The sequence below is a fragment of the Streptomyces soli genome (genome assembly GCF_003999195.1).
Lineage (GTDB): Bacteria > Actinomycetota > Actinomycetes > Streptomycetales > Streptomycetaceae > Actinacidiphila > Actinacidiphila soli.
The window spans coordinates 1-20785 of the sequence record NZ_RJVR01000154.1; the positions used below are offsets into that span (position 1 = coordinate 1).

Below are 20785 nucleotides of genomic sequence, written 5' to 3' on the forward strand. Positions count from 1 at the left end.
ACGGTGATCGGCGGGTAGTCCTCGTGCGGCCAGACCTTGGTCACGTCGAAGGGGTTGAAGCGGTAGTCGGCCGCGTCCTCGTAGGGCATGATCTGCATCTCGAGGCGCCAGGACGGACAGTCCCTGCGAGCGATCGCCTCCCGCAGGTCGCGCCGGTGGCAGTCGAGGTCCTCAGCGCGCATGGCCCTGGCCTCGGCGTCGGTGAAGTTCTCGATGCCCTGCTCGGTCTTGAAGTGGTACTTGACCCAGAACTTCTTACCCGCGGCGTTCTCCCACATGTACGTGTCGCTGCTGTAGCCGTTCATGTGGCGCCAGGTGCGCGGCGTGCCGCGGTCGCTCATCAGAATCGTCACCTGGTGGGCCGACTCCGGCGAGAGCGTCCAGAAGTCCCACTGCATATTGTTGCTGCGCAGGCCGCTGTCGGGCATGCGCTCCTGCGAGTGGATGAAGTCAGGGAACTTCATGGGGTCACGCACGAAGAAGACGGGCGTGTTGTTGCCGACGAGGTCGTAGTTGCCCTCCTCGGTGTAGAACTTCAGAGCCCAGCCGCGCACGTCGCGGTCCGAGTCCGGGTAGCCCTCTTCGCCGGCCACCGACGAGCAGCGGAGAAGAATCGGCGTTCGCTTGCCGACCGTGTTGAGGAAGGCGGCCTTGGTCCACTCGGTGACGTCGGCGGTCACCTCGAAATAGCCGAAGGCGCCGCCGCCTTTGACGTGATACACGCGATCGGGGACGCGCTCGCGGACGAAGTGGGCCAGCTTTTCGATCAGGTAGGCGTCCTGCAGCAGGACGGGGCCGTTGGCTGCGACCGTGAGCGAGAACTCGTCGCTGGCGACGGGACAACCGGCATCCGTGGTCGTGACTGGCGGTTCCTTGCTCATTTCTTCATCCTCTGCTCGCGGTGGAGTCCTCTGGCGTTTACACGGGTCGGCCGAAACATGCAGTAATTTCCGCCGGCTACTCCGGCCAGGAGTTGTTTCGGATGACCTCGACGAAGTCGATGCGCTGGAAGCCGGGCACGAAGTGGGCTAGCACATCAGCGTTCACGGTGCCAAAGGTGGTGTCGGGCCGATCCTTGAAGCCATCGGTGAAGGCCTCCAGAATCCGGCGCTTGAAGTCGGGTCGCGGGTGCGCATTGGTGACGGCTTCGAGCGCCGCGGGATCCAGGTCGTCACGGCCGATCCCGAGCACATCAGTCTCCACACCCGCGGTCACCAACGCGATCTCGGGCTCCATGAACTCCGGAACACCGGGCGTTGTATGGAGGGCGATCGCCGTCCAAACCCGGCGCACATCGTCAGCGCCGACCCCGTGATCGGTAAGGAACCTGCGGGCCTCGTTCGCACCGTCGATCTCGAAGCGCTGATGAGTGGTCCGGTATGTCTGAGTCAGACCCAGGTCGTGGAACATCGCTCCGACGTAGAGCAGTTCCGGGTCAGGCTTCAAGCCGCGCTGTAGTCCTTGCAGCATCCCGAACAGGTAGACCCTGCGAGAGTGGTCGAAGAGCAGCGGCGGCACCGCTGCGCGGACCAGTTCCGTGGCCTTGGCTGCCAGTCGCGTATCGGGTATTTCGATACCGGCGATCTTCTCGCTCATAATTGGTTCTCTCCTGCGCGCGGACCATGGACGTGGGCATGTCCACAGATCCGATATCGGAGGTGCCGATTCGGATAGGCGGTAAGTGCGGCGCTCACCATCAGTAAGGTCTCAACAGAAAGCATTTCAGCATTGTCTGCGCCTGTCCTGTCGTGCCAGCCGCCCAACGTCCATCCGGGTGAACGGCCTAGCTGCAAGTCGTCGTCGACCACCTGCGAATGCGTACGATTGAGCGCTGGTGGCCGTGACCGGTGATGGTCAGCGCGAGTGATCATCAAAGTCTGATAACAGTGCGGATCGAGGACGTCCCGCCGGGTGGCGTCGGCCCGTACGGGTCCGATGAGCACCCTGACGTGCGGCGAGCCATCGTGTGAGGGGCCCAGAAGAGTCGGCATGAGAAGCGCGCTCAGCCGACTCTACGCCCGGTTGCGGAGTCAGCCGAATCGCGCGGGGCGGTCAGATGGCGGGGTTTCGGACGGTCAGACCGTCTGCCCGTCCTCGACCGCGGCCCCGGCGTCGCCGATCCGGACGGCCTTTGGGATCAGGGCGGTGAGTAGGGTGCCTGCCAGGGCTAGCGCGGCGAACACCCACAGGGCGTTGCGGTAGGAGGTATCGCTGTAGAGCGCGGTACCTTGCACAACGTGGTCGTGCTGGGAGAGTAGGACGAAGACCACCTGGGTGAGCACGGCGAAGGCCACGCCCTGCAACAGGTTCTGCGTGCCGCCGGCCACGGTCTGTTCCTCGGCTGAGACCGACTCGATCATCAGGATGGGCCCAACGGCCAAGCAGATGGCGAGGCCCAGCGCGCTGATGAGGCCCAGGAACATCACTTGGGGCACGCTGTGGTGGAACTCGCCGATCAAGGCGAGGCCTGCGGCCATCAGGAGGGCGCCGACTACGAGCAGCCGGCGTGAGTCCACGCGCCGCGCGAGCACGCCAGTGACGAGTGACGTCGTCACGATGAGCATACTGCTGGGGAACCCGACCCAGGCGGCCTTGGTCGCGGTCCAGCCCAGGCCCGCAGACACGTGCGGGATGCTCGGCATGAGCTGGAGCAGGCTCATCACGGTGCTCTGGCCGACGAACGCGCCCATCACGAGGGTCGTGACCAGGAGCATCGTCCACACTCGACGCCGACCGAGCAGGGTGAGAGGGAGGATCGGGTGGGCGGTCCTGCTTTCCACGAACAGGAAGGCGAGCACGGCCGCGAAGCCGCCGATGATGTAGGCCAGCGTCCTGATGCTGGTCCAGCCCCAGTCGGTGCCGTTGCCGATCCCGTAGATGATGGCGGTCAGGCCGCCGCCGAGCAGGATCCCGCCGAGCCAGTCGACACGGGTGCGGGGCTCGCACACCGGGCTCTCCGGCACGAAGAGCAGGGTCACCACGGCGGCGGCGGAGGCGATGACCATGAACCACAGGACGCCGCGGAATCCGTGGTTGTCCAGCAGCGTGCCGGACAGGAACGGGGCTCCGAACATGACCAGGCCGATGCTGCCGGCCAGGAGGCCGCTGGCCGGGCGGACCTGCCGACGCGGGAACACGTCGCGGGCCAGCGCGAAGACCAGCACGCCCGAAGGCACATAGAAGCCAGCGACGCCGCGGCCGATCAGCAGGGTCGCGTAGTCGGTGGACAGGGCACTGATCAGGTCGCCGATGAAACCCAGAGCGGTGATAACTATCAGCACCCGGCGTTTGCCGAACATCCCGGCGGCCTTGGCCGTGAAAGGCGTGGTGAAGACGCCGAGCAGCGTGGCGACCTGGGTGAACCAGACGATCTGAGTGGTGTGGTAGTGGAGCGCCACCTGCGCTTGTGCGGTGCCGGCCATTCCGCCGACCAGGCTGTTGAGATTGAACGACCACAGCAGAATGATCAGGATCACGCCGAAGCGGACACCGAAGCGGGATCTGTCTGCTGATTTCTCGTCGTGCTGCGACGCGACGTTGAGTGCCATGGAGTACCTCGTCCTTGAGTTACGGGCGGAGCCGTTCGCTTCTTCCGTGTCGGGCAAGCGGCGACGTCCGAGGAAGACCACGGTCTTCGGAGGTATCGCCTTCTGGTGTCGGGAGTTCTCGGTTTCCTTCATGTGCCGTACCGCCGTGCCGGCGCGGGTGCGCGCGACGCCTCGGGCCGGGTCGGTCGCGACCGGCTGGAGCGGGCCCGGCGCGAACGAGGGGGGCTCGGGGGAGCCTTTCGATCGAGGTCACTGGGGCTGTGGCTGCCAGGCCCGAACCTCGATCGCGGCGGGGTCGAATCCGTCCGGGAGCCCGGAGACATTGATCGTCGCGGTCTGGCCCCCGCGCAGGTCCAGGTAGTTGGCGTCGAACCGCACTCCGGGTGCCGGGGTGAGCGCGTGGACGAAATAGGCGAAGCCGATCGCGGTGACAGTCAGCGCGGCCACGCCCGGCCCGGTCTTGGCCGCAGTGACATCGAGCTTGGACTCGCCGAACGGCACGTCCTTGATCTCCCCGAAGAACAGCCGGTTCGACGGGAACGCGCCGTCCGGACTCTCCACCCGGGCGTAGCGGTGCGCGGTCAGCTCCAAATCGGTGCCGCGCCACACGGCGCGGGACTCGCCGGGCGCGACGGTCGCGGTGACCTCTTCGCGCAGGTGGTCGGTGCCGTCGAAGCCTGCGATGGTGACGGTGGCGGTCGTGGTCGCCTCGGTGCGGCCGCTGTTGCTCAGCCACAGCTCCAGTCCGTCGCCATCGCGGCGGAAGCTGGCCAGCACCGGCGCGAAGGCGCGGGACAGGTAGTGATACGAGGCTTTCGGCACGAGGTCGTAATCGACGATGGACCAGCTGAAGCCGGGCCACACGTCGTTGAACTGCCATACCAGCGCGCCGTTGCAGTGCGGCGCGCGGCGCCGGTAGTGCTCGACTCCGAACTTCAGCCCCTCTGCTTGGGAGATCATGGTGAAGTCCACGTACTGCTCGATCGTGGCGGGCAGGCCGGTGACGATCTCGAGTACCGGCTCGTGTTTGTCCTTCGGGTTGTCCTTGTTGTGGTGGTCGAAGGACGCGCTGTGCATGTACAGCTGGTCGGCCGGCAGGTAGCGGCGCAGGGTGGCCAGCTCCGGGGCAGCATGGATGCCGAACTCGCTGATGAACTTGCCCATGTCGTCGGCGTACCGGCGGTAGTGCCGGGAGTCGCCGACGCTGGCGAACTCCTGGCCGTCCGGGCCGAGGCCGAAGCCGTGCCACACCTCCCAGGAGTGCCGGTCGCCATCCAGGACGCCCCCGGCCGCCATCCAGCCCTCGCTCGCGTCCTCGCCCCACGGGCTGCCCGGCCAGTACGGGGTTGCACCGTCGAACTTCGCGACGGCCTCGGGCAGGACGCGAAAGAAGAAGTCGTAGCCCCAGTCTCCGGGCTCGTAGTTCTGGTAGGCCGCGCCGTGGAGGACCTGCACCTCGTTGTTGCCGCACCACAGGGCCAGGCTCGGGTGGTTGCGCAGCCGCTTGACCTGGTATTCGGCCTCGAGTTCGACCTCGGCGGCGAGCTTGGGGTCGCTTTGCGGGTAGTCGGTGCAGGCGAACATGAAGTCCTGCCAGACCAGTACGCCCTGCTCGTCGCAGGCGCGGTAGAACGCGTCCTGCTCGTAGATCCCGCCGCCCCAGATACGCAGCATGTTCATGCCGCCGTGCCGGGCCAGGTCCACCAGCGCCCTGACCCGGTCGGGCGGTACTGAGCCGACCAGCATGTCCGCGGGCAGCCAGGATGCGCCGCGGGCGAAGACCGGCACTCCGTTGAGCAGGAACCGGAACAGGCGCCCGCCCTCCGGGTCGTCGGCACGGTCCAGGACGATGGTGCGCAGCCCGACCTGGTCGATGGTGCGGTCCAGGACCTCCTCGCCGTCCAGCAGCGTGATCGTCGCCTCGTGCAGGGCCGGGGCGCCCAGATCGTGCGTCCACCACAGCTCCGCCGCCGGCACGGTGAGGGTGCCGTGCGCCCGGCCGTTCGACACCGGCGTCTCGATCCTGACGGTCCGGCCGGACGGGGCCGTGAGCTCGACCAAGGCTGTGAGTCGGGCGTCGGTGGCGAACTGCTCGACTTCGACGAGCACCTCGACGGTCGCCGAGCCGTCCACGTCGATCGCGTCCGTGCGGATATGGTGCCCGGTGATCGCGGCCGCCTTCTCCACGCACAGCTCGACCGGACGCCAGATGCCGATCGACGGCACGCGCGGCCCGAAGTCCCAGCCCCACGAGCACGGTGCCTTGCGGCGCAGGGTGGCCAGCGCCCTGGTCGCCCCCATGATGCCCTCGTCGGATTCGGCGGGCCCCTCATCCTCCGGCATGAGGTGGGCGAACAAGGCGGCGAACCGCGCCTGGAACTCGGCGGCGGATGCGGGAACCGTCAATCCGGCCAACGGCGGGGAGAAGCGCACCAGCAGGTCGTTGTCGGTGCGCAGTCGCCCGGTCACATCGAACTCGGCCGGCCGGAACATGTTCTCGTGATGGCCCAGCAGTTCGCCGTTGAGCCAGATGTCTGCGACGGTGTCAAGGCCGTGGAACACCAGTCGGACCCGCTCGTCCTCGGCGCATTCGGTCGGAAGGGCGCAAGAGGCGCGGAACCACCAGTCGCGCTCCTCGATCCAGCGCAGGCCGTCTTCGTTACGGTCCTGATAAGGGTGCTCGATCCGGCCCGCGGCCAGCAGCGACTCATGGACCCCGCCCGGCACCACCGTAGGCAACCAGCCGCTGACCGGCAGCGCGGAAACGTCGCACCCGACCTCGGTGTCGATCAGTTCGAAGTCAGTGATGTTCGGCACCGACACCGCCCGTGCCCAGGGCCGGGCTGCCCAGGAGGCCGCGCACACCCTGCTCAAGAACACTGCTGGGCCGGCCCACCTCCCGCTCGCCACCGGCCTCAAGATCTACACCGAAGGCATCACCGCCGACGCTCTCGGCGCGCGCGGACTACCGGTCACCACGCCGGAGCAGGCCGACGTCGCCGTTTTGCGCCTCACGGCTCCCTACGAGAAGCGCGGCACCGACTATACCCCCGATCTGGGGAAGGCCAATGGACGCCGCCATGCTCGAGCAGACCTTCCACGCAGGCTCCCTGGACTTCGAACCGCAGGAAGCAGAACGCATTCGCGCCATCTGCCGCACCGTCCCCACGGTCATCGTCATCTACCTCGACCGGCCCGCGATCCTCACGCCGTTCAACGACGACGTGGCCGCACTCATCGCCGAATTCGGCGCTACCGAGGAAGCCACCGTGCACGTCCTGTTCGGCGAGGCCGAACCACGCGGGCGGCTGCCAATCGACCTGCCCTCCTCCATGGCCGAGGTGGAGGCCGGACGCGCGGACGTCCCCTTCGACACGGCCAACCCCCTCTATCGGTCCGGGCACGGCCTGACCTACCCGGCCAGGCCCGTCCACGGGGCTGTCGACGCCCCGGTCCGGTAAGCGGGCCGGCGGCCGGTCGCCGCGAATCTCCACTCACCCCATCCACCTCGCCAGCGGCGGACGCCGTGAAACGCAACCCCGGCACGAAACCCCACCCGGAGGAGATCCCTTGAACACCCTGTCTGCATCCTCGTACAGCATCCGGGAGCAACTCGGCCCCCTGGTCTTCGACTTCACCGATCCCCAGGGCAACGACGTCCACTTCGAACTGCCCTACCCGAAGCTGCTGCGCGTCTCGGAGTTCCCGGCGCGGGCTCGCGACGTCCTCGGTGTCGAGGCGGTCGAGACCGTCGCTTTCCAGTTCAACGGAGTGGACGACCCGGAGATCGACGCCTTCGCCGAGGCGCTTGCCTCCAACGGCATCCGCCTGGTCAACGCCTGCATCGACGCCGGCGACCTTCTCGGCGCCGACGAAGCCAAACGCGCCGCCGACATCGAGCTGAACAAGCGGTGGATCGAGCGGTTCGCCGCGCTGAGCCCGCAGTTCGTGCGGGTCAACCCCAGCTCGCCGTTCAATCCGCACCAGCCCACCACAGTGCCCGCGCATCTGGTCGACACGCTCGGCGAACTCGGCGCGTTCGCCAAGGAGCACGGAACGCGGCTGCTCGTGGAGAACCACGGCGGGCGCAGCAGCGACCCGGTGTGGATGCGGAGCCTGCTCGTTGCCGTCGGGCGCGATGCGTGCGGCCTGCTCCTCGACCTCGGCAACTTCGACGCGATCATGGGACCGACGACAGCGGCGTTCCTCGACGGCGCCTCCGAGGCGGGCGACCCGGCAGACGTATACGCCGGCATCGACCTGACGTCCGTGTACGACGGCATCGAGGCGCTGGCCGACCGCGCGGAACTGGTCAGCCTCAAGGCGCACTACGTGACGCAGGACGGGGCCATCGGGCCGGTCGACCTGAAGCGGGCGCTCGGCATCCTCCTAGAGCACGGCTACACCGGTCCGCTGTCGTTGGAGTACGAGGGCCACGGCGGCGACCCCTGGGCCAAGAGCGCGGCGATCCTCGACCTCGCGAAGTCAGTGCTCGGCAAGGAAGATATCTGATGACCCAGACCGGCGCAGGGGTGCGGGCAGCGGTCATCGGCACCGGGATGATCGCGTCCGTGCACCACCGGGCGATCCGCGCGGCTGGCGGCGTGGTCGTGGGGGTACTCGGCTCGCGGCCGGAGCACTCGGCCGAGGCCGCCGCCGCATGGGGCTGCGCCGCCTACCCGGACTTGGAGGCGCTGCTGGCTGCGGATGTCGACGTGGTGCACGTGTGCACGCCGAACGCGACCCATGCCGCCTTCGCGACGGCCGTGCTGCGGTCAGGCCGCCATGTGGTGTGTGAGAAGCCGGTCGCGGTCTCCGCCGCGGAGGCGGAGGGGCTGGAGGCGCTGGCCGCCGGGTCCGGCCTGGTCGCGGCGGTGCCGTTCGTCTACCGCTACCACCCGATCGTGCGGGAACTGCGGGCACGCCGGATCGCCGGGCAGTTCGGCGCGTGGCACGCACTGCACGGCAGCTATCTGCAGGACTGGATGCTGGCCCCCGACGCCGGGAACTGGCGTGTGCACCCTGAGGCCGGCGGGCGCTCACGCGCCTTCGCCGACATCGGCTCTCACTGGTGCGACCTGGTGGAGTTCACCTCTGGCGAGCGCCTGGCGCGCCTGACGGCGCTGGCCTCGATCGCCGTGCCGCAGCGGCCGACCGGCTCGGCGCAGAGCTTCACCGCACAGGCGGCCGAAGCCGCCCCAGCGCTCGCGCCCGTGACGACGGAGGACGTCGCGGTCGTCGCGTTCCAGACCGCCTCCGGCACACCGGGGAGCGTGGTCGTATCCCAGGTCGCCGCAGGACGGCGCAATCGTCTCTGGTTCGAACTGGACGGTTCGGCCGGATCGGCCGTCTTCGACCAGGAGGCCCCGGAGACCGCCTGGCTCGGCTCCCCGGACGGCGCACAGGTGATCGCCCGCGGCGCCGGCCAGCTATCCGCCGAGCAGGCACGCCTGTCCTACCTGCCCGGTGGCCACCCGCAGGGCTACCAGGACTGTTTCAACGCCTTCACCGCCGACGTGTACTCGGCGATCGCCGGGGACGCGCCGGACGGGCTGCCGACCCTGGCCGACGGGCTCCGCTCGGTACGGATCACCGACGCCGTCCTAGCCTCCGCCGCATCCGGCGCCTGGAGCGACATCGAAGGGACGCTGTGATGACCGCTGCTACGCACCCAGTGACCCTGTTCACCGGACAGTGGGCCGACCTGCCCCTGGAGGAGGTGGCCCGGCTCGCCGCCGACTGGGGCTACGACGGACTGGAGATCGCCTGCTCCGGCGAGCACCTGGACGTGTGGCGCGCCGCCGAGGACGACGCCTACCTGCGCGGCCGCCTGGAGATCCTCGACAAACACGGCCTCAAGGCCTGGGCCGTCTCCAACCACCTCAAGGGCCAGGCGGTCTGCGACGACCCGATCGACTTCCGCCACCAGGCCATCGTCGGCAGCCGCGTGTGGGGCGACGGCGAAGCCGAGGGCGTGCGGCAGCGCGCGGCCGAGGATCTCAAGCTCACCGCCAAGGCCGCCCGCAAGATGGGCGTGGACACCGTCGTCGGATTCACCGGGTCCAGCATCTGGCAGTACGTCGCGATGTTCCCGCCCGTGCCCGCCTCGGTCATCGAGGCCGGCTATGAGGACTTCGCCGACCGCTGGAACCCCATCCTGGACGTGTTCGACGGGGAGGGCGTGCGCTTCGCCCACGAGGTGCACCCCAGCGAGATCGCCTACGACTACCACACCAGCCTGCGCGCACTGGAGGCCATCGGCCGCCGCGAGGCATTCGGCTTCAACTGGGACCCCAGCCACATGATGTGGCAGCACATCGACCCGGTCGCGTTCATCACCGACTTCGCCGACCGGATCTACCACGTCGACTGCAAGGACACCCGGCTGCGGCCGCGAAACGGCCGCTACGGCGTCCTCGGCTCGCACCTGCCCTGGGGCGATGTGCGCCGAGGCTGGGACTTCGTCTCCACCGGGCACGGGGACGTGCCGTGGGAGGACTGCTTCCGGGCGCTGCGCGCCATCGGCTACTCCGGCCCCGTCTCCATCGAGTGGGAGGACGCGGGGATGGACCGGCTGCGCGGCGCGTCCGAGGCGGTGGAGTTCGTGCGCTCCCTGCTGTGGGACCTGCCCGCAGCGTCCTTCGACTCCGCTTTCAGCAACCAGGGCTGATCCGAGTCCGCGGCACTGACCGCCGCCGAGTGATGCGCCATCGCATCGCACCACTTACCACTGCCGTGTTCCGGCAACCGACTGTCTGAGGAGTGCAAGAGATGACCACGCCTTCCGCATCCACGCAGGGCGCCCCCACACTCGATCGACCGGCGCCGCTCGACATCGCCGAATTGGCGGCTAAGATGCCGACGCCGCGCGAACTGGCGCGCATGCTCGAGCAGGCCCCCGGCGCCCTCGGTCGGGTCCTGGCGCCGGGGCAGAAGTGCCGGCTCCACGTGTTCGACGTGACATCCCGTTCGGACGAGGTCGTCGCCGAGTTCGACGGCCTACTCCTCGAGGCGCCCAACTGGGGAGCGGACGGCGGCACGCTTTACCTGAACGGGGACGGCGGGCTGTGGGCGGTCTCCCTCGACGCCCCCGACAAGCCCCGCCGCATCGCCCACGAGGGCCTGCCGGCGATCAACAACGACCACGTGCTCGACCCCGGCAGCGCCTCGATCTTCATGTCGGCGATGGACGGGCACATCTACCACGGGCCCCTGAACGGCGGCAGCGTGCGCCGGGTCACGGACGAGGACGACGTGTGGTACTTCCTGCACGGCGTCTCACCCGACGGGAAGACGCTCGGCTTCGTGCGGATCGACACATCGGGCAGCCCGTCCAGGCTCGCACTGATCCCCTCCGAGGGCGGCCCCGTCACCGTGGTCGACACCGGCGCCGGCCACATCGACGGGCCCGAGTGGTCCCCCGACGGCGAATGGATCTACATCAACACCGAGCGCTGGGCGTCCAGGCCCGGCCACGCCCAGCTGGCCAGGGTCCCCAGTGCGAACCCCTGCGCTGACACGATGGAGCGACTCGCCTCCACCGACACCGTCGACTGGTTCCCCCACCTCGCGCCCGACGGGCGCCTCGCGGTCTATCTGCAGTACCCGGCGGGCACCGAGGGCCACCCGGAGAACCTGCCCGTGGAGCTCGTCCTCGTCGACACCGCGGACTGGTCCGCACCGCTGGCCCGAGTGCCACTGTTCGGCGGCCAGGGCACCATCAACGTCAACAGCTGGAGCCCCGACTCCACGCGCTTCGCATTCGTCTCCTACCCCGTCAACGCCTGCGCCGACGCATCGGCTCGCGCGGAGTCGTGATGGCCGGGTCCGGACCCGTCCGGGTCGGCGTGATCGGCGCCGGTACTGTCAGCGACCAGTGCCTCAGCTCCCTCACCCACTACCCGGACCTCGAGGTCGTTGCCGTCGGCGACAGGCACACCGAGCGAGCCTCGGCGAAAGCGGCCGAGTACGACGTCCCCGCCTGCGGCGACGTCGCCTCGGTCCTGGCCAACGACGACGTGGAGATCGTGCTCAACCTCACTGTCCCCGCAGCCCACGTCGAGGTCTCCGCCGCCGCCCTCGAGGCCGGCAAGCACGTCTGGAGCGAGAAGCCCATCGGCATCGAGCGTGCCTCGGCGAAGGCGCTCGCCGACCTGGCCGCCGAGAAGAGCCTCCTGCTGGGCGTCGCCTCCGACACCGTGCTCGCGCCGTTCTGGCAGACCGCCAAGCGCGCCGTCGAATCCGGCGTCATCGGAACCCCGCTCTCGGCGACCACCCTGTTCCAGTCCCAGGGCCCGGAATGGTTCCACCCCAGCCCTGAGTTCCTCTTCGCCAAAGGCGGGGGCCCGCTGTTCGACAACGGCCCCTACCACCTCACCGCGCTCGTGCATCTGCTGGGACCGATCGCCGAAGTCGCCGCCGTGGGGACCAGGGCACAGCAGACGCGGCACGTCCGCGTCGGTCCCCGCGCCGGAGCCGCCTTCCCCGTCGAGGTGCCCACGCACCTCGCCGCAGCCCTGACCTTCGCCGGCGGAGCGACCGCATCGTGCCTGATGAGCGTCGACACCCCCAAGTTCCGGCTCGGCGTCTTCGAGGTCAACGGGACCGAGGGGACCCTCGTCCTCGGCGCCCCGAACATGTACGGCGGCACGCCCATCAAGGTGTACCGGCGGTGGACGGGACTCCCGGAGACGCTTGAGCAGGAGTTCGAGACGATCGCCGAGCCGGGCCCGCCCTCAGGCCGCGGCGTCGGGGCCGTTGCGATGGCCCGCACCCTGCGTGGCGCCGATCTGCACACCGCCACGGGGCACCTCGCCTACCACGTCCTCGACACCATGTCCGCCATCGAGGAGTCCGCCGAGCGGCACGAGTTCGTCAGCGTCACGAGCAGCGTCGACCCAATCCCGTCACTCCCGCCCGACTTCGACCCGTTCGCGCCCACCCTGACACCGCCAGCGGGCTGACGAACTCCCGGACGGATGGCGGCACGTCGAAACAGCCACCACCCAGCACGGTCTGTGCAGCGGGGCTCGACCCCGCGCAGCACGCATGCGCAGGCCGCGGAGCACCAGTGGCCGCCGATGCCCTTGCTGAACTGGCCGACGAGGCCACGTGGTTCGTCCCCCCTGCTGCCACTGCCCGAGGCGCCCTTCGACGCCACGTTCGAACTGACAAGCACGAGGCGAGGAGCTCTCCATGTCCACTACATCTCCCGGTCGTGCCAGATGACCGCCGGCGTGCCGCTCCCCGAGGCGCTGACGGTGTCCGTGCGCTATCAGCCGAAGACGGCGGCCATGCGCCGATACACCCGCTACTACGCTCTCGCGAGCCTCGGCATCACCCTGCTGTGGGGCGTATCAAGCATCTTGCTGCCGCTTCAGGTGCAGCAGCTGGAATTCCACCACCTGTTCACCGGGGCTGACGCCCATGTGAGCCTGACGGCCCTGAACCACCTGAAGACGCAGGTCGAAGCGGGCCAGGTGTCCCCAACGGCGGATCAACGACGCCTCCTGAGTCTCCTTGCCCGGTTCAACTCCTCGCAAGCGACGGGCCTGTCGGTCGTCACGTCCGTCGGAGTGTTCGCCACGATGCTGATCCAGCCCCTCGTCGGCACGCTCTCGGACCGGACCCGGTCCAAGCGTGGCCGTCGTGCGCCGTGGATAGCCGGCGGGGCTTGCGCGGGCGCGGCGCTCGTCGCCCTGCTGCCGGCCGCCCCGGGCGTCGCCGCCCTGGCGGTCCTGTGGTCTCTCGCGCAACTGACGGCGAACATCGCGGCAGGCCCTCTCAGCGCCACGGTCATCGACCGTGTCCCCGAAGACCGCATCGGCGGCGTCTCCGCCATCACCGGCCTGGCCGCCTACTTCGGCGCGATCCTCGGCGCAGTCCTCGCTGGGGCCCTGTTCTCCGTGATCGGGCTCTCCGCGTACTTCCCGATCGCGGTGACGCTCGCACTGGCTCCGCTCGCCTTCGTGCTGCTTGTACGCGACCGCTCCTCCAAGGACCTGACCGTGGAGCGGCCGCAGGCGCGAACCGTCCTCGGCTCGTATGTGCTGGCCTTCGGCGACCGCGACTACCGGCTGGCGTGGATAGCAAAGGTGCTGCTGTTCGTCGGCTACTCGGTCGCGGGCGTCTACACGGTCTACATGCTGCAGAGTTACGTCCACCCCGCCTTGTCCGCGAGTGCGGCCGCGCACACGGCGTCGCTGATACAGGTCGCAGGCCTCCCCAGCGCCCTGATCGGCATGGCCGTCTCGGGCCCATGGTCGGACCGGATCAGGCGGCGCAAGCCCTTCGTCGTCGCAGCGTCCGTCATCATGACCGTCGCCCTGCTCATCCCGCTGGTGTGGCCGACCCTGGCTGGGATGTACCTCATGGCCGTGATAAACGGGCTCGGCTTCGGCACGTACATCGTCGTCGACCAGGCACTTTTCATCGATGTACTACCGCACCGTGAAGCGGCCGGCCGCGATCTCGGTCTGGCATCGCTGGGCCAGAACCTCGGGCAGGCTCTCGGTCCTGTCCTCGCCGGCGCGGTGGTGGCCGTGTCCGGCGGCGCGTACGGCCCCATATGGCCAGTCGCCTCCGCCTGGGTCCTCGTCGCTGCCCTCGTCGTCGCACCGATCAAGCGCGTGCGCTGAGGCCGGCTGCCGCCGCTTCCAGGCAGTGACATGCCGTGAGGCGGCACTAACGACGCGCTGGCGCAGATCTCCAATGACTGGTCCGACCGGTACATGAAGGCGCAGCGCCTCCCGCAACGGCCCAACGCGCAATGATACGACGCCAACCTGCCCCGGATCGTCGTGCAAGCGATCGGCACGTCCGGTACGGCGACCGTGGACGTGCTGGCCGAGGCCGGCGCGTTCGCACCGACGCCGAACTCACCGCGCGGGTCGAACCCACCGCGCCGTCCGGTCGGCTCACCACCATCGAGCTGCCGGTGACCGACGGCTGGGCGCGCGGCACGGTCACCGTCCCGGAGGCGGAACTGTGGTGGACGCACGAGGCCATCCACGGCCGAAGGCCGGCTACCACTACCTGTCCCGGGCGTTCGCGCCAGTGCTCGCGAGCTTCGGGCGGGACGGCGACGTCCTGGAACTGTGGCTGAGCAACAGCGGCCGGACTGAGGTGACGACCACCGCGGCCGTCACCGTCGCCGGCTTCGACGGAGCCGACCACCTCCCAGAGAACGTCACCGCAACCGTCGCCCCCGGTGAGTCCCGTGCGGTCTGGAGCCGCGCCGGACTGGAACTCAGCGCGGACCGATACGCCTGGGTGGACAGCCACGACGGTGTCTTCCCCTCCAACCGTGGTTCGGGGATCCGGGCTGCTCAGTCAGGTCATCGAGCGCGGCTGGGGGGCCGTCTCATGCGGTTTTGCGAGCTCACCCGGAGGGCCGTCGACCGCCTCGCCGCCGAGACTGTTGATCTGGTCACCGGTCACCGGCGTGACCACGATCGCCTCGGGGCCGTACGCCACGGAGCTCAGCGCGTCCAGGCAGTGTCACCCTCCCTTGAAAGAAGGACGTAATCCGATGTGTACGGGATTGACCGGCCAACACCGGCGCATCGCAGCCCGCCCGGGCCACGTGTTCGCTCTCCTGGTCGAGGGCTCGGCCGGCCTGGGCGGGCGCTGAGCCCGAGCGGCTGGGTCGAAGCGGCCTGACATCGTAGGGCCCCTCGCGCCCGCGCTGCGGGTGCCGTGCACGGGTCTACGACGCCACTGTGGGACATGGTCGGACGACCCGGTGGGCGCCCGAACGACTTGTGGTGCCACGAGATCACGGCACCGGCCCACGTGTCCGTCGCTACAGCGCGAGCCTGGTCCCGCCGCACGCGCGGCAGGACCAGAACCCCAGACTCGGGTGAGTCTTCTCTAGCTGAACGTGAGGTAGTTGACGTTCCAGCCGCCGTTGTCCTGATTGAGCGTGAGGACCTGCCGGCCGGCGGGGAGGGTGACGCTGGTCGTGACCGTGCCCCAGTTCTGCCAGTCGCCGGTTGCCGGGAGGTCGACTGCCCCGCTCAGGTTGGCGCCCGAGGCGTCGGACAGGTGCAGCGCGCCGGTCACGGCCGAGGGGGCCGCGACCCGCAGGCTGACGGTGTACGTACCGGCCGAGGCCACGTCCACCGTGTAGCGGAACCACTGCCCGCCGCCGGTCCACCCGAGGTCGTAGACACCGTCGGTGTCCGAGGTCGTCTCCAGGTCGATACCGTCGGGACGGTAGCCGTTGGCGTTCCCGTTGACCGAGGTGACGTTGTAGGCGACGCCCTGGTCTCCGGTGTCGTAGTTCTCCGCCTGCACCGTGCCCGGCACCGCGGCGGCGGTACCGCCGTAAGGGCCCTCGGGCGCGGGGGGCGGCCAGCTGTTGTCGGTCACCGTCGCCGTGAAGCCGCTGGAGTTGTTCCTGAACGGGTAGGTCCCGGGGCGCAGTCCGGTAAGGGTGTTGCCGGTGATCGTGGCGGATCCGCTGGGCGCCGGGTAGAACGGCGGCGCGACCACGATGCCGTTGCGGCCGGGGTTGGTGATGGTGTTGTACTGCAGCAGCGTGTTGGTCGAGGTGGAGAAGCCGACCGCGTCGTACAGGGAGTCGGCCACCGTGTTGCCGGTCACCGTGACGTGGTCGACGGTACCGGTGTTCTGGCCGTCGCCGCCGTTGCCGATGTGCAGCGCGGGCTGGCCCTGGCTGTAGGCGTTGCCGCCCGACCTGACAACGACATTGTCCGACACGGTCGCCGACAGCAGGTCGTTGCCGTTGACCCCGAAACGGCCGGCGCCCAGGCCGATGTACCGCGCCGTGTCGCTGATGTAGTTGTCGCTGACCTGGTGGCCGCTGCCCCCGTAGATCCCGATGCCCTTGCCGCCCCAGGGTGCGACAGCGGTGTTGTGGGTCAGCGTGATGTCGGACATCGGGGTGTAGTACGTCGTCGTGCTGCCGTTGGTGTTGTAGTTGACGGAGTTGATCGCCATCGCGTCGTCGCCGGTGCCGCGCACGAAGTTGTTGGTCGCGGTCAGGTTTTCCCCGGTGGTGCCGTTGAGTGAGACGTTGTTCAGGTTGATGCCGTCAGCCCAGATCGAGGTCAGGCGGCTGTTCTCCACCGTGCCGCCGCTGCCGGAGGCCCAGAAGCCGGACATGGTGTGCTGGCTCCAGAGACCGTTCGCCACCCAGTTGGTTCCGGTGGTGTCCATGGCGCCCCCGTCACCGCCGACCGTGCTGCGGCTCACGGCGTTGGCGTCGATGTGGAAGTTCTGCACGGTGCACGAGGTCACTGAGAACAGTGCTGCCAGCGGGGTGGAGTTGGGCACCGGTACATCACGGTAGACGGTGCTGTACCACATTCCAGCGCCCGCGATCGTGATGCCCTGGGCGTGCAGGCCGGTGGTGCCCTTCACGTAGAAGGTTCCCCGCGGGATCCAGAGGATCTTGCCCTGGGACTGAGCCCGGTCGATGCACTTCTGGATGGCGGCGGCGCTGTCCACCGCCTTGCTGTCGGCCGCGCCGTTGGTCGGGGTGTTGTCGGCCACCGCGCCGCAGTTGGTGATGGAGATCGAGTTGGCGGGCCGGGCGGCCGGCGGCGGGGGGTTCTCCACATCGACGACGTCCACGTCGTAGAAGGACGCGGTGTTGGAGGAGTCCTTCCGCAGCGAGAAGGTGCTTCCGGGCGCGATGGGGGCGACGAAGGTGTGCGACTCGTCGAAGAAGACGCGGGGGTCGCCGTCCGCCGGGTTCTGGTTGTCGCTGGTGTTGTAGTTGTTGTTGCCCTCGTACACCCAGGTCTGCTGGGAGTTCAGGTTCAGCGCCTGCCGGAACCTGCCGTTGACGTACAGGTCCAGCGTGGCGGTGATTCCGCCGCCCGACGGGGAATCGGGGACGCTGGCCCGTACGTTGATGAAACGGATGGGTCGGGCCGTGGTGTTGGTCCATTGCACGGACTGCCCGGTACCGCCGAGGTGTACGTAGGCGTGCCCGGACGCCTCCAGCGCCGCGCTTGAATACTGCGTCGTCGGAGCCGAGGTCAGCGACACCGTGCCGGCGCCCCCGCCCAGGGTCCCCGCCTCGGCCTCATAGCTGGTGAACGGCGTCTTCGCGCCCGCCGCCACGCCTGCGGCGGGCTTCGCGGCGACGGCCGGGGGATGCGCGGCCTGGGCGTGCTGGGAGGCGGCGCCCGCCGGTGTGAAGGACATCCACACCATGCCGGTCGCGGCGATGACGCTCACCCCCAGGCGCCGCCGGAAGCGACCCGCACGAGGTAAGCCTCTTGAGAACCCATACATCGGATACTCCTCGGGAATGGGGAGGGGCCCAGCGCAACGCCGAGGCCCCCACAAAGGCCAGGACCTGTACATGACCGGCGACCGAACCGCCCCGACCGTACAGAGTGACGCACGGGGCCGCAAGCTTCTGACACTGGAAAGAAAAAATTCAACAGCGCAGCGGAAGAGGACGCCTACGTATGCGTGCTGTCGTACCGCCGTGGGCAGACGCAGGCCGACGTCGACCAGGACAGCGTGCGGGATGGAGGGAAGGGCACGTGGTCCTTGCGGGCTGCTCAGGCACACCTGCGAGGACCACGTCCGGATTAGGCCAGAATGCGTTGGACCAGGTTGCGACCAGGCCGTCCATTGCGTGCGGGGTGCGGACTCCGCCGAATATGTGGAAGTCCGGACGGATCACCACGACCGACGCGTTCAGCCGCTCGAACCACGGGGCCTACTTGCCTTCGACGTCGGTGAGGCCGCCCGGACCTTCGCGCCTACTTGGGCCTGGAGTCCCAGGTTGCCGCCGATGCCGGAAGCGGTGCAGAAGGGCGGTGGCCCGGTGAAAATCCGCCTTGCCATCGCCGACTTCACCTGGCCGCGCTCCCCGAACCAGATCGCCCCGAACCTGCGCACCCTTACCCCTTCGGTCGGCTGATGGTCGTCGGAGGCGGGGACTGGGCCGAGATCGTCGTGCCGAGTTGGACTGAGTTGGACCAAGCTGAACCAAGTGGGCGCGTACCCCAGAAAGACTGCGGCAACGGGGCCTCCTGGAACTGCTCGGATGGGCTCGCACCCAGAGCTGCCAAGAGGCCCCGTCTTCAGGCCCGCGTCACCGGAGGATCACCCGGCCAGGAACCCTTTTCGAACAGCCCGTTCCAGGCTCGACAGGGAAACGGCTTCTTACTGGTTCCAGACCTGGAACTCGGAGATCTGGCCGGCGGACCAGCCGGTGTTGGCGGTGATGGTGGCCCGCAGGTATCGCTGCGCGGTGGCCGGGAACGTGATGGTGCCGGTGTTGTTGCCCGACGGGGTGAAGGTGTAGGTCGCCGAGGACTTCACTGTGGTGAAGTTTGTCCCGTCCGTCGAGCCGAGCAGGGACAGCGTCTCGTCGCGCGCGCCCCACCCAGCAGGCAGTTGGAGCACCACCCGGCTCACCGACTGCGAAGATCCCAGATCCACCTGCACCCACTGGGGGAACGCGTTGTTCGCGCTCTCCCAGTACGAGGCCTGGTTGCCGTCGGTCACGTTGGACGACGGGTACACATCCGTATGCGAAGACTCGCTGGTCGGCTTGCCCGCGGCGAGGTTGGTGGTGGCGGCGGTCGTACCGGTACCAGACAGCGTGACCGTGGACGGGCTGTTCGACGCGCTGCCGGTGATCGTCAGCGCACCGGTTCTGGCACCCGACGCGGTGGGCGTGAAGCGGACGTTGACCGTGCACGAGGCGTTCACGGCAATGGCCGTGCCACAGTTGTTCGTCTGGCTGAAATCACCCTGCGCGGCGACCGAGGCGACCGAGGCGGCCGCCGTTCCGGTGTTGGTCACCGTGACGGCCTGGCTCGCGCTGGTCGTGGACACGGTCTGACTGCCGAAGCTCAGCGCGGACGGGTTCGCCGTCAGTGACGCGGTACCGCCGACGCCCGCGGCTGCGAACTGCAGGCTGTTGAGATTCCAACCGCCGTTGTCCTGATTAATGGTCAAGACCTGTTGCCCTGCGGGCAGTGTCACCTGGGTGGTGGCGGTGCCCCAGGTCTGCCAGCCGCCGGTGGGCGGGAGGTTGACGGCGCCGCTGAGGTTGGTTCCCGACGCGTTGGACAGGTGCAGGGCGCCGCTGACCGCGCTGAGCGCGGCGACCCTCATGCTGACCGTGTAGGTTCCGGCCGTGGCGACGTTGACGGTGTAGCGGAACCACTGGCCGCCCGTTGTCCAGCCGACGTTGTAGCCCCCGCCGGTGTCCGAGGTGGCCTCCAGGTCGACGCCGTCCGCGCGGTAGCCGTTGCCGCTGCCGTTGACGGACGTGACGTTGTAGGCGATGCCCTGGCCGCCGGTGTCGTAGTTCTCGGCTTGGACGAGACCCGGGACGGCGGCGGCGGTTCCACCGTACGGTCCTTGTCCGCTGCCGCCTCCGCTCTGCCAACTGTTGCCACTCGCTGTCGCGGTGAAGCCGGCCGAGTTGTTGGCGAACTGCGTCATCCCGGTCCCGAGGCCGGTGACGGTGTTGCCGGTGATGGTGGCCGATCCGGTGGGTGCCGGGTAGGACGGGGGTGCGATGATGATGCCGTTGCGCCAGGGCGCGGTCACCGTGTTGTTCTGCAGCAGCGTGTTGGTGGACGTGGAGAAACCCACTCCGTCGTACAGGGCGTTGATCACCGTGTTGTTGGTGACGGTCACATGGTCCACGACACCGACGTTCTGTCCGTCGCCGCCATTGCCCACCTGGAGTGCCGGCTGGCCCTGGCTGTAGCCGTTGCCGCCCGACCGGACGATGACGTTGCCGTTGACCGTGGCGGTGAGCAGATCGCTGCCGTTGACGCCGAAACGACCGGCGCCGAGTCCGATGTAGCAGGCTGTGTCGGCGATATAGTTGCTCTCGACGTCCTGGTTGCTGCCGCCGTAGATTCCGATGCCCTTGCCTCCCCAGGGCGCGATGACGGTGTTGTGCGTCATCGTTATGTGCGACATCGGGGTGTAGTAGGTCTTGTTGCCGCTGGAGTCGGTGTTGTAGTTGACCGAGTTGATGGCCATCCCGTCGTCACCGGTGCCGCGTACGAAGTTGTTCGTCGCGGTGAGGCTGTTGCCGACGGAGTTGTTCAGCGACACGTTGTTGAGGTTGATGCCATCGGCCCACACCGCGGTGACGCGGCTGTTCTGGACCGTGCCGGTGCCGGGAGTGTCAACTTAACGGCTGATCTGGGTTGTCGAGGTTCTAGTTATTGGCGGGGGTCAGGCGTCCTTCGAAGGCGATCTGGAAGGCGTTCAGCGGG

Annotated in this window: 15 protein-coding genes; 9 read left to right on the forward strand and 6 right to left on the reverse strand. The window is 68.5% G+C overall.

The window, feature by feature from the left end; all coding sequences use genetic code 11:
- From EFK10_RS13525 to EFK10_RS13540, 4 genes are all read right to left on the reverse strand, one after another.
- Positions 1 to 881 (reverse strand): catalase (locus EFK10_RS13525; RefSeq protein WP_164835979.1); only part of this gene is annotated, 881 nt, incomplete at its 3' end.
- A gap of 76 nt (positions 882 to 957) precedes the next feature.
- Positions 958 to 1596, reverse strand: coding sequence for an HD domain-containing protein (locus EFK10_RS13530; protein WP_127355955.1), 639 nt, complete (start codon positions 1594 to 1596; stop codon positions 958 to 960).
- Between the two features lie 479 nt (positions 1597 to 2075).
- On the reverse strand, positions 2076 to 3548 hold the full coding sequence (locus EFK10_RS13535) for an MFS transporter (RefSeq protein WP_127355956.1): 1473 nt from the start codon (positions 3546 to 3548) through the stop codon (positions 2076 to 2078).
- A gap of 249 nt (positions 3549 to 3797) precedes the next feature.
- Complete coding sequence (locus tag EFK10_RS13540; protein WP_206305437.1) at positions 3798 to 6365, reverse strand: glycoside hydrolase family 2 protein; 2568 nt, start codon at positions 6363 to 6365, stop codon at positions 3798 to 3800.
- Positions 6366 to 6628: 263 nt separating this feature from the next.
- Here EFK10_RS13540 and EFK10_RS13545 point away from each other — a divergent pair, with 263 nt between their 5' ends.
- From EFK10_RS13545 to EFK10_RS13580, 8 genes are all read left to right on the forward strand, one after another.
- A complete protein-coding gene (locus tag EFK10_RS13545) occupies positions 6629 to 7009 on the forward strand; it encodes a glycoside hydrolase family 3 C-terminal domain-containing protein (RefSeq protein ID WP_164835980.1) in 381 nt (126 codons plus the stop codon).
- A 109-nt stretch (positions 7010 to 7118) separates the two neighbouring features.
- On the forward strand, positions 7119 to 8060 hold the full coding sequence (locus tag EFK10_RS13550) for a sugar phosphate isomerase/epimerase family protein (RefSeq protein ID WP_164835981.1): 942 nt from the start codon (positions 7119 to 7121) through the stop codon (positions 8058 to 8060).
- Complete coding sequence (locus EFK10_RS13555; RefSeq protein ID WP_127355959.1) at positions 8060 to 9202, forward strand: Gfo/Idh/MocA family protein; 1143 nt, start codon at positions 8060 to 8062, stop codon at positions 9200 to 9202. Before EFK10_RS13550 ends, EFK10_RS13555 begins: the two co-directional genes overlap by 1 nt.
- Positions 9202 to 10218, forward strand: a complete 1017-nt coding sequence (locus EFK10_RS13560; protein WP_164835982.1) for a sugar phosphate isomerase/epimerase family protein — start codon at positions 9202 to 9204, stop codon at positions 10216 to 10218. The genes EFK10_RS13555 and EFK10_RS13560 overlap by 1 nt, the downstream gene beginning before the upstream one ends.
- Positions 10219 to 10319: 101 nt before the next feature.
- A complete protein-coding gene (locus EFK10_RS13565; RefSeq protein WP_206305438.1) occupies positions 10320 to 11366 on the forward strand; it encodes a TolB family protein in 1047 nt (348 codons plus the stop codon).
- Entirely contained in the window at positions 11366 to 12511 is a 1146-nt protein-coding gene (locus EFK10_RS13570) for a Gfo/Idh/MocA family protein (RefSeq protein ID WP_127355960.1), read from the forward strand. The genes EFK10_RS13565 and EFK10_RS13570 overlap by 1 nt, the downstream gene beginning before the upstream one ends.
- A gap of 261 nt (positions 12512 to 12772) precedes the next feature.
- Entirely contained in the window at positions 12773 to 14185 is a 1413-nt protein-coding gene (locus EFK10_RS13575) for an MFS transporter (protein WP_127355961.1), read from the forward strand.
- Positions 14186 to 14534: 349 nt separating this feature from the next.
- Positions 14535 to 15074, forward strand: coding sequence for a hypothetical protein (locus EFK10_RS13580; RefSeq protein WP_127355962.1), 540 nt, complete (start codon positions 14535 to 14537; stop codon positions 15072 to 15074).
- A 345-nt stretch (positions 15075 to 15419) separates the two neighbouring features.
- Here EFK10_RS13580 and EFK10_RS13585 read toward each other — a convergent pair whose 3' ends face one another.
- The gene (locus EFK10_RS13585) at positions 15420 to 17759 is read right to left on the reverse strand and encodes a carbohydrate-binding protein (protein WP_240677202.1); all 2340 of its coding nucleotides are present in this window, start codon (positions 17757 to 17759) and stop codon (positions 15420 to 15422) included.
- A 568-nt stretch (positions 17760 to 18327) separates the two neighbouring features.
- Between EFK10_RS13585 and EFK10_RS52030 the strand changes: the two genes are divergently transcribed.
- Positions 18328 to 18456 carry a hypothetical protein gene (locus tag EFK10_RS52030; protein WP_265737508.1) on the forward strand — a complete coding sequence of 43 codons (129 nt, stop codon included), beginning with the start codon at positions 18328 to 18330 and terminating at the stop codon, positions 18454 to 18456.
- 245 nt (positions 18457 to 18701) lie between these two features.
- On the opposite strand, the gene EFK10_RS13590 is transcribed toward EFK10_RS52030, so the two are convergent.
- Positions 18702 to 20651, reverse strand: a complete 1950-nt coding sequence (locus tag EFK10_RS13590) for a discoidin domain-containing protein (protein WP_206305439.1) — start codon at positions 20649 to 20651, stop codon at positions 18702 to 18704.
- Positions 20652 to 20785: the final 134 nt, after the last annotated feature.

Coding starts and splice junctions, on each gene's coding strand:
- EFK10_RS13530 (WP_127355955.1), bottom strand. CDS start 1,596: ATGAGCGAGAAGATCGCCGGTATCGAAATACCCGATACGCGACTGGCA.
- EFK10_RS13535 (WP_127355956.1), bottom strand. CDS start 3,548: ATGGCACTCAACGTCGCGTCGCAGCACGACGAGAAATCAGCAGACAGA.
- EFK10_RS13545 (WP_164835980.1), top strand. CDS start 6,629: ATGCTCGAGCAGACCTTCCACGCAGGCTCCCTGGACTTCGAACCGCAG.
- EFK10_RS13555 (WP_127355959.1), top strand. CDS start 8,060: ATGACCCAGACCGGCGCAGGGGTGCGGGCAGCGGTCATCGGCACCGGG.
- EFK10_RS13560 (WP_164835982.1), top strand. CDS start 9,202: ATGACCGCTGCTACGCACCCAGTGACCCTGTTCACCGGACAGTGGGCC.
- EFK10_RS13565 (WP_206305438.1), top strand. CDS start 10,320: ATGACCACGCCTTCCGCATCCACGCAGGGCGCCCCCACACTCGATCGA.
- EFK10_RS13570 (WP_127355960.1), top strand. CDS start 11,366: ATGGCCGGGTCCGGACCCGTCCGGGTCGGCGTGATCGGCGCCGGTACT.
- EFK10_RS13575 (WP_127355961.1), top strand. CDS start 12,773: ATGACCGCCGGCGTGCCGCTCCCCGAGGCGCTGACGGTGTCCGTGCGC.
- EFK10_RS52030 (WP_265737508.1), top strand. CDS start 18,328: ATGCCGGAAGCGGTGCAGAAGGGCGGTGGCCCGGTGAAAATCCGCCTT.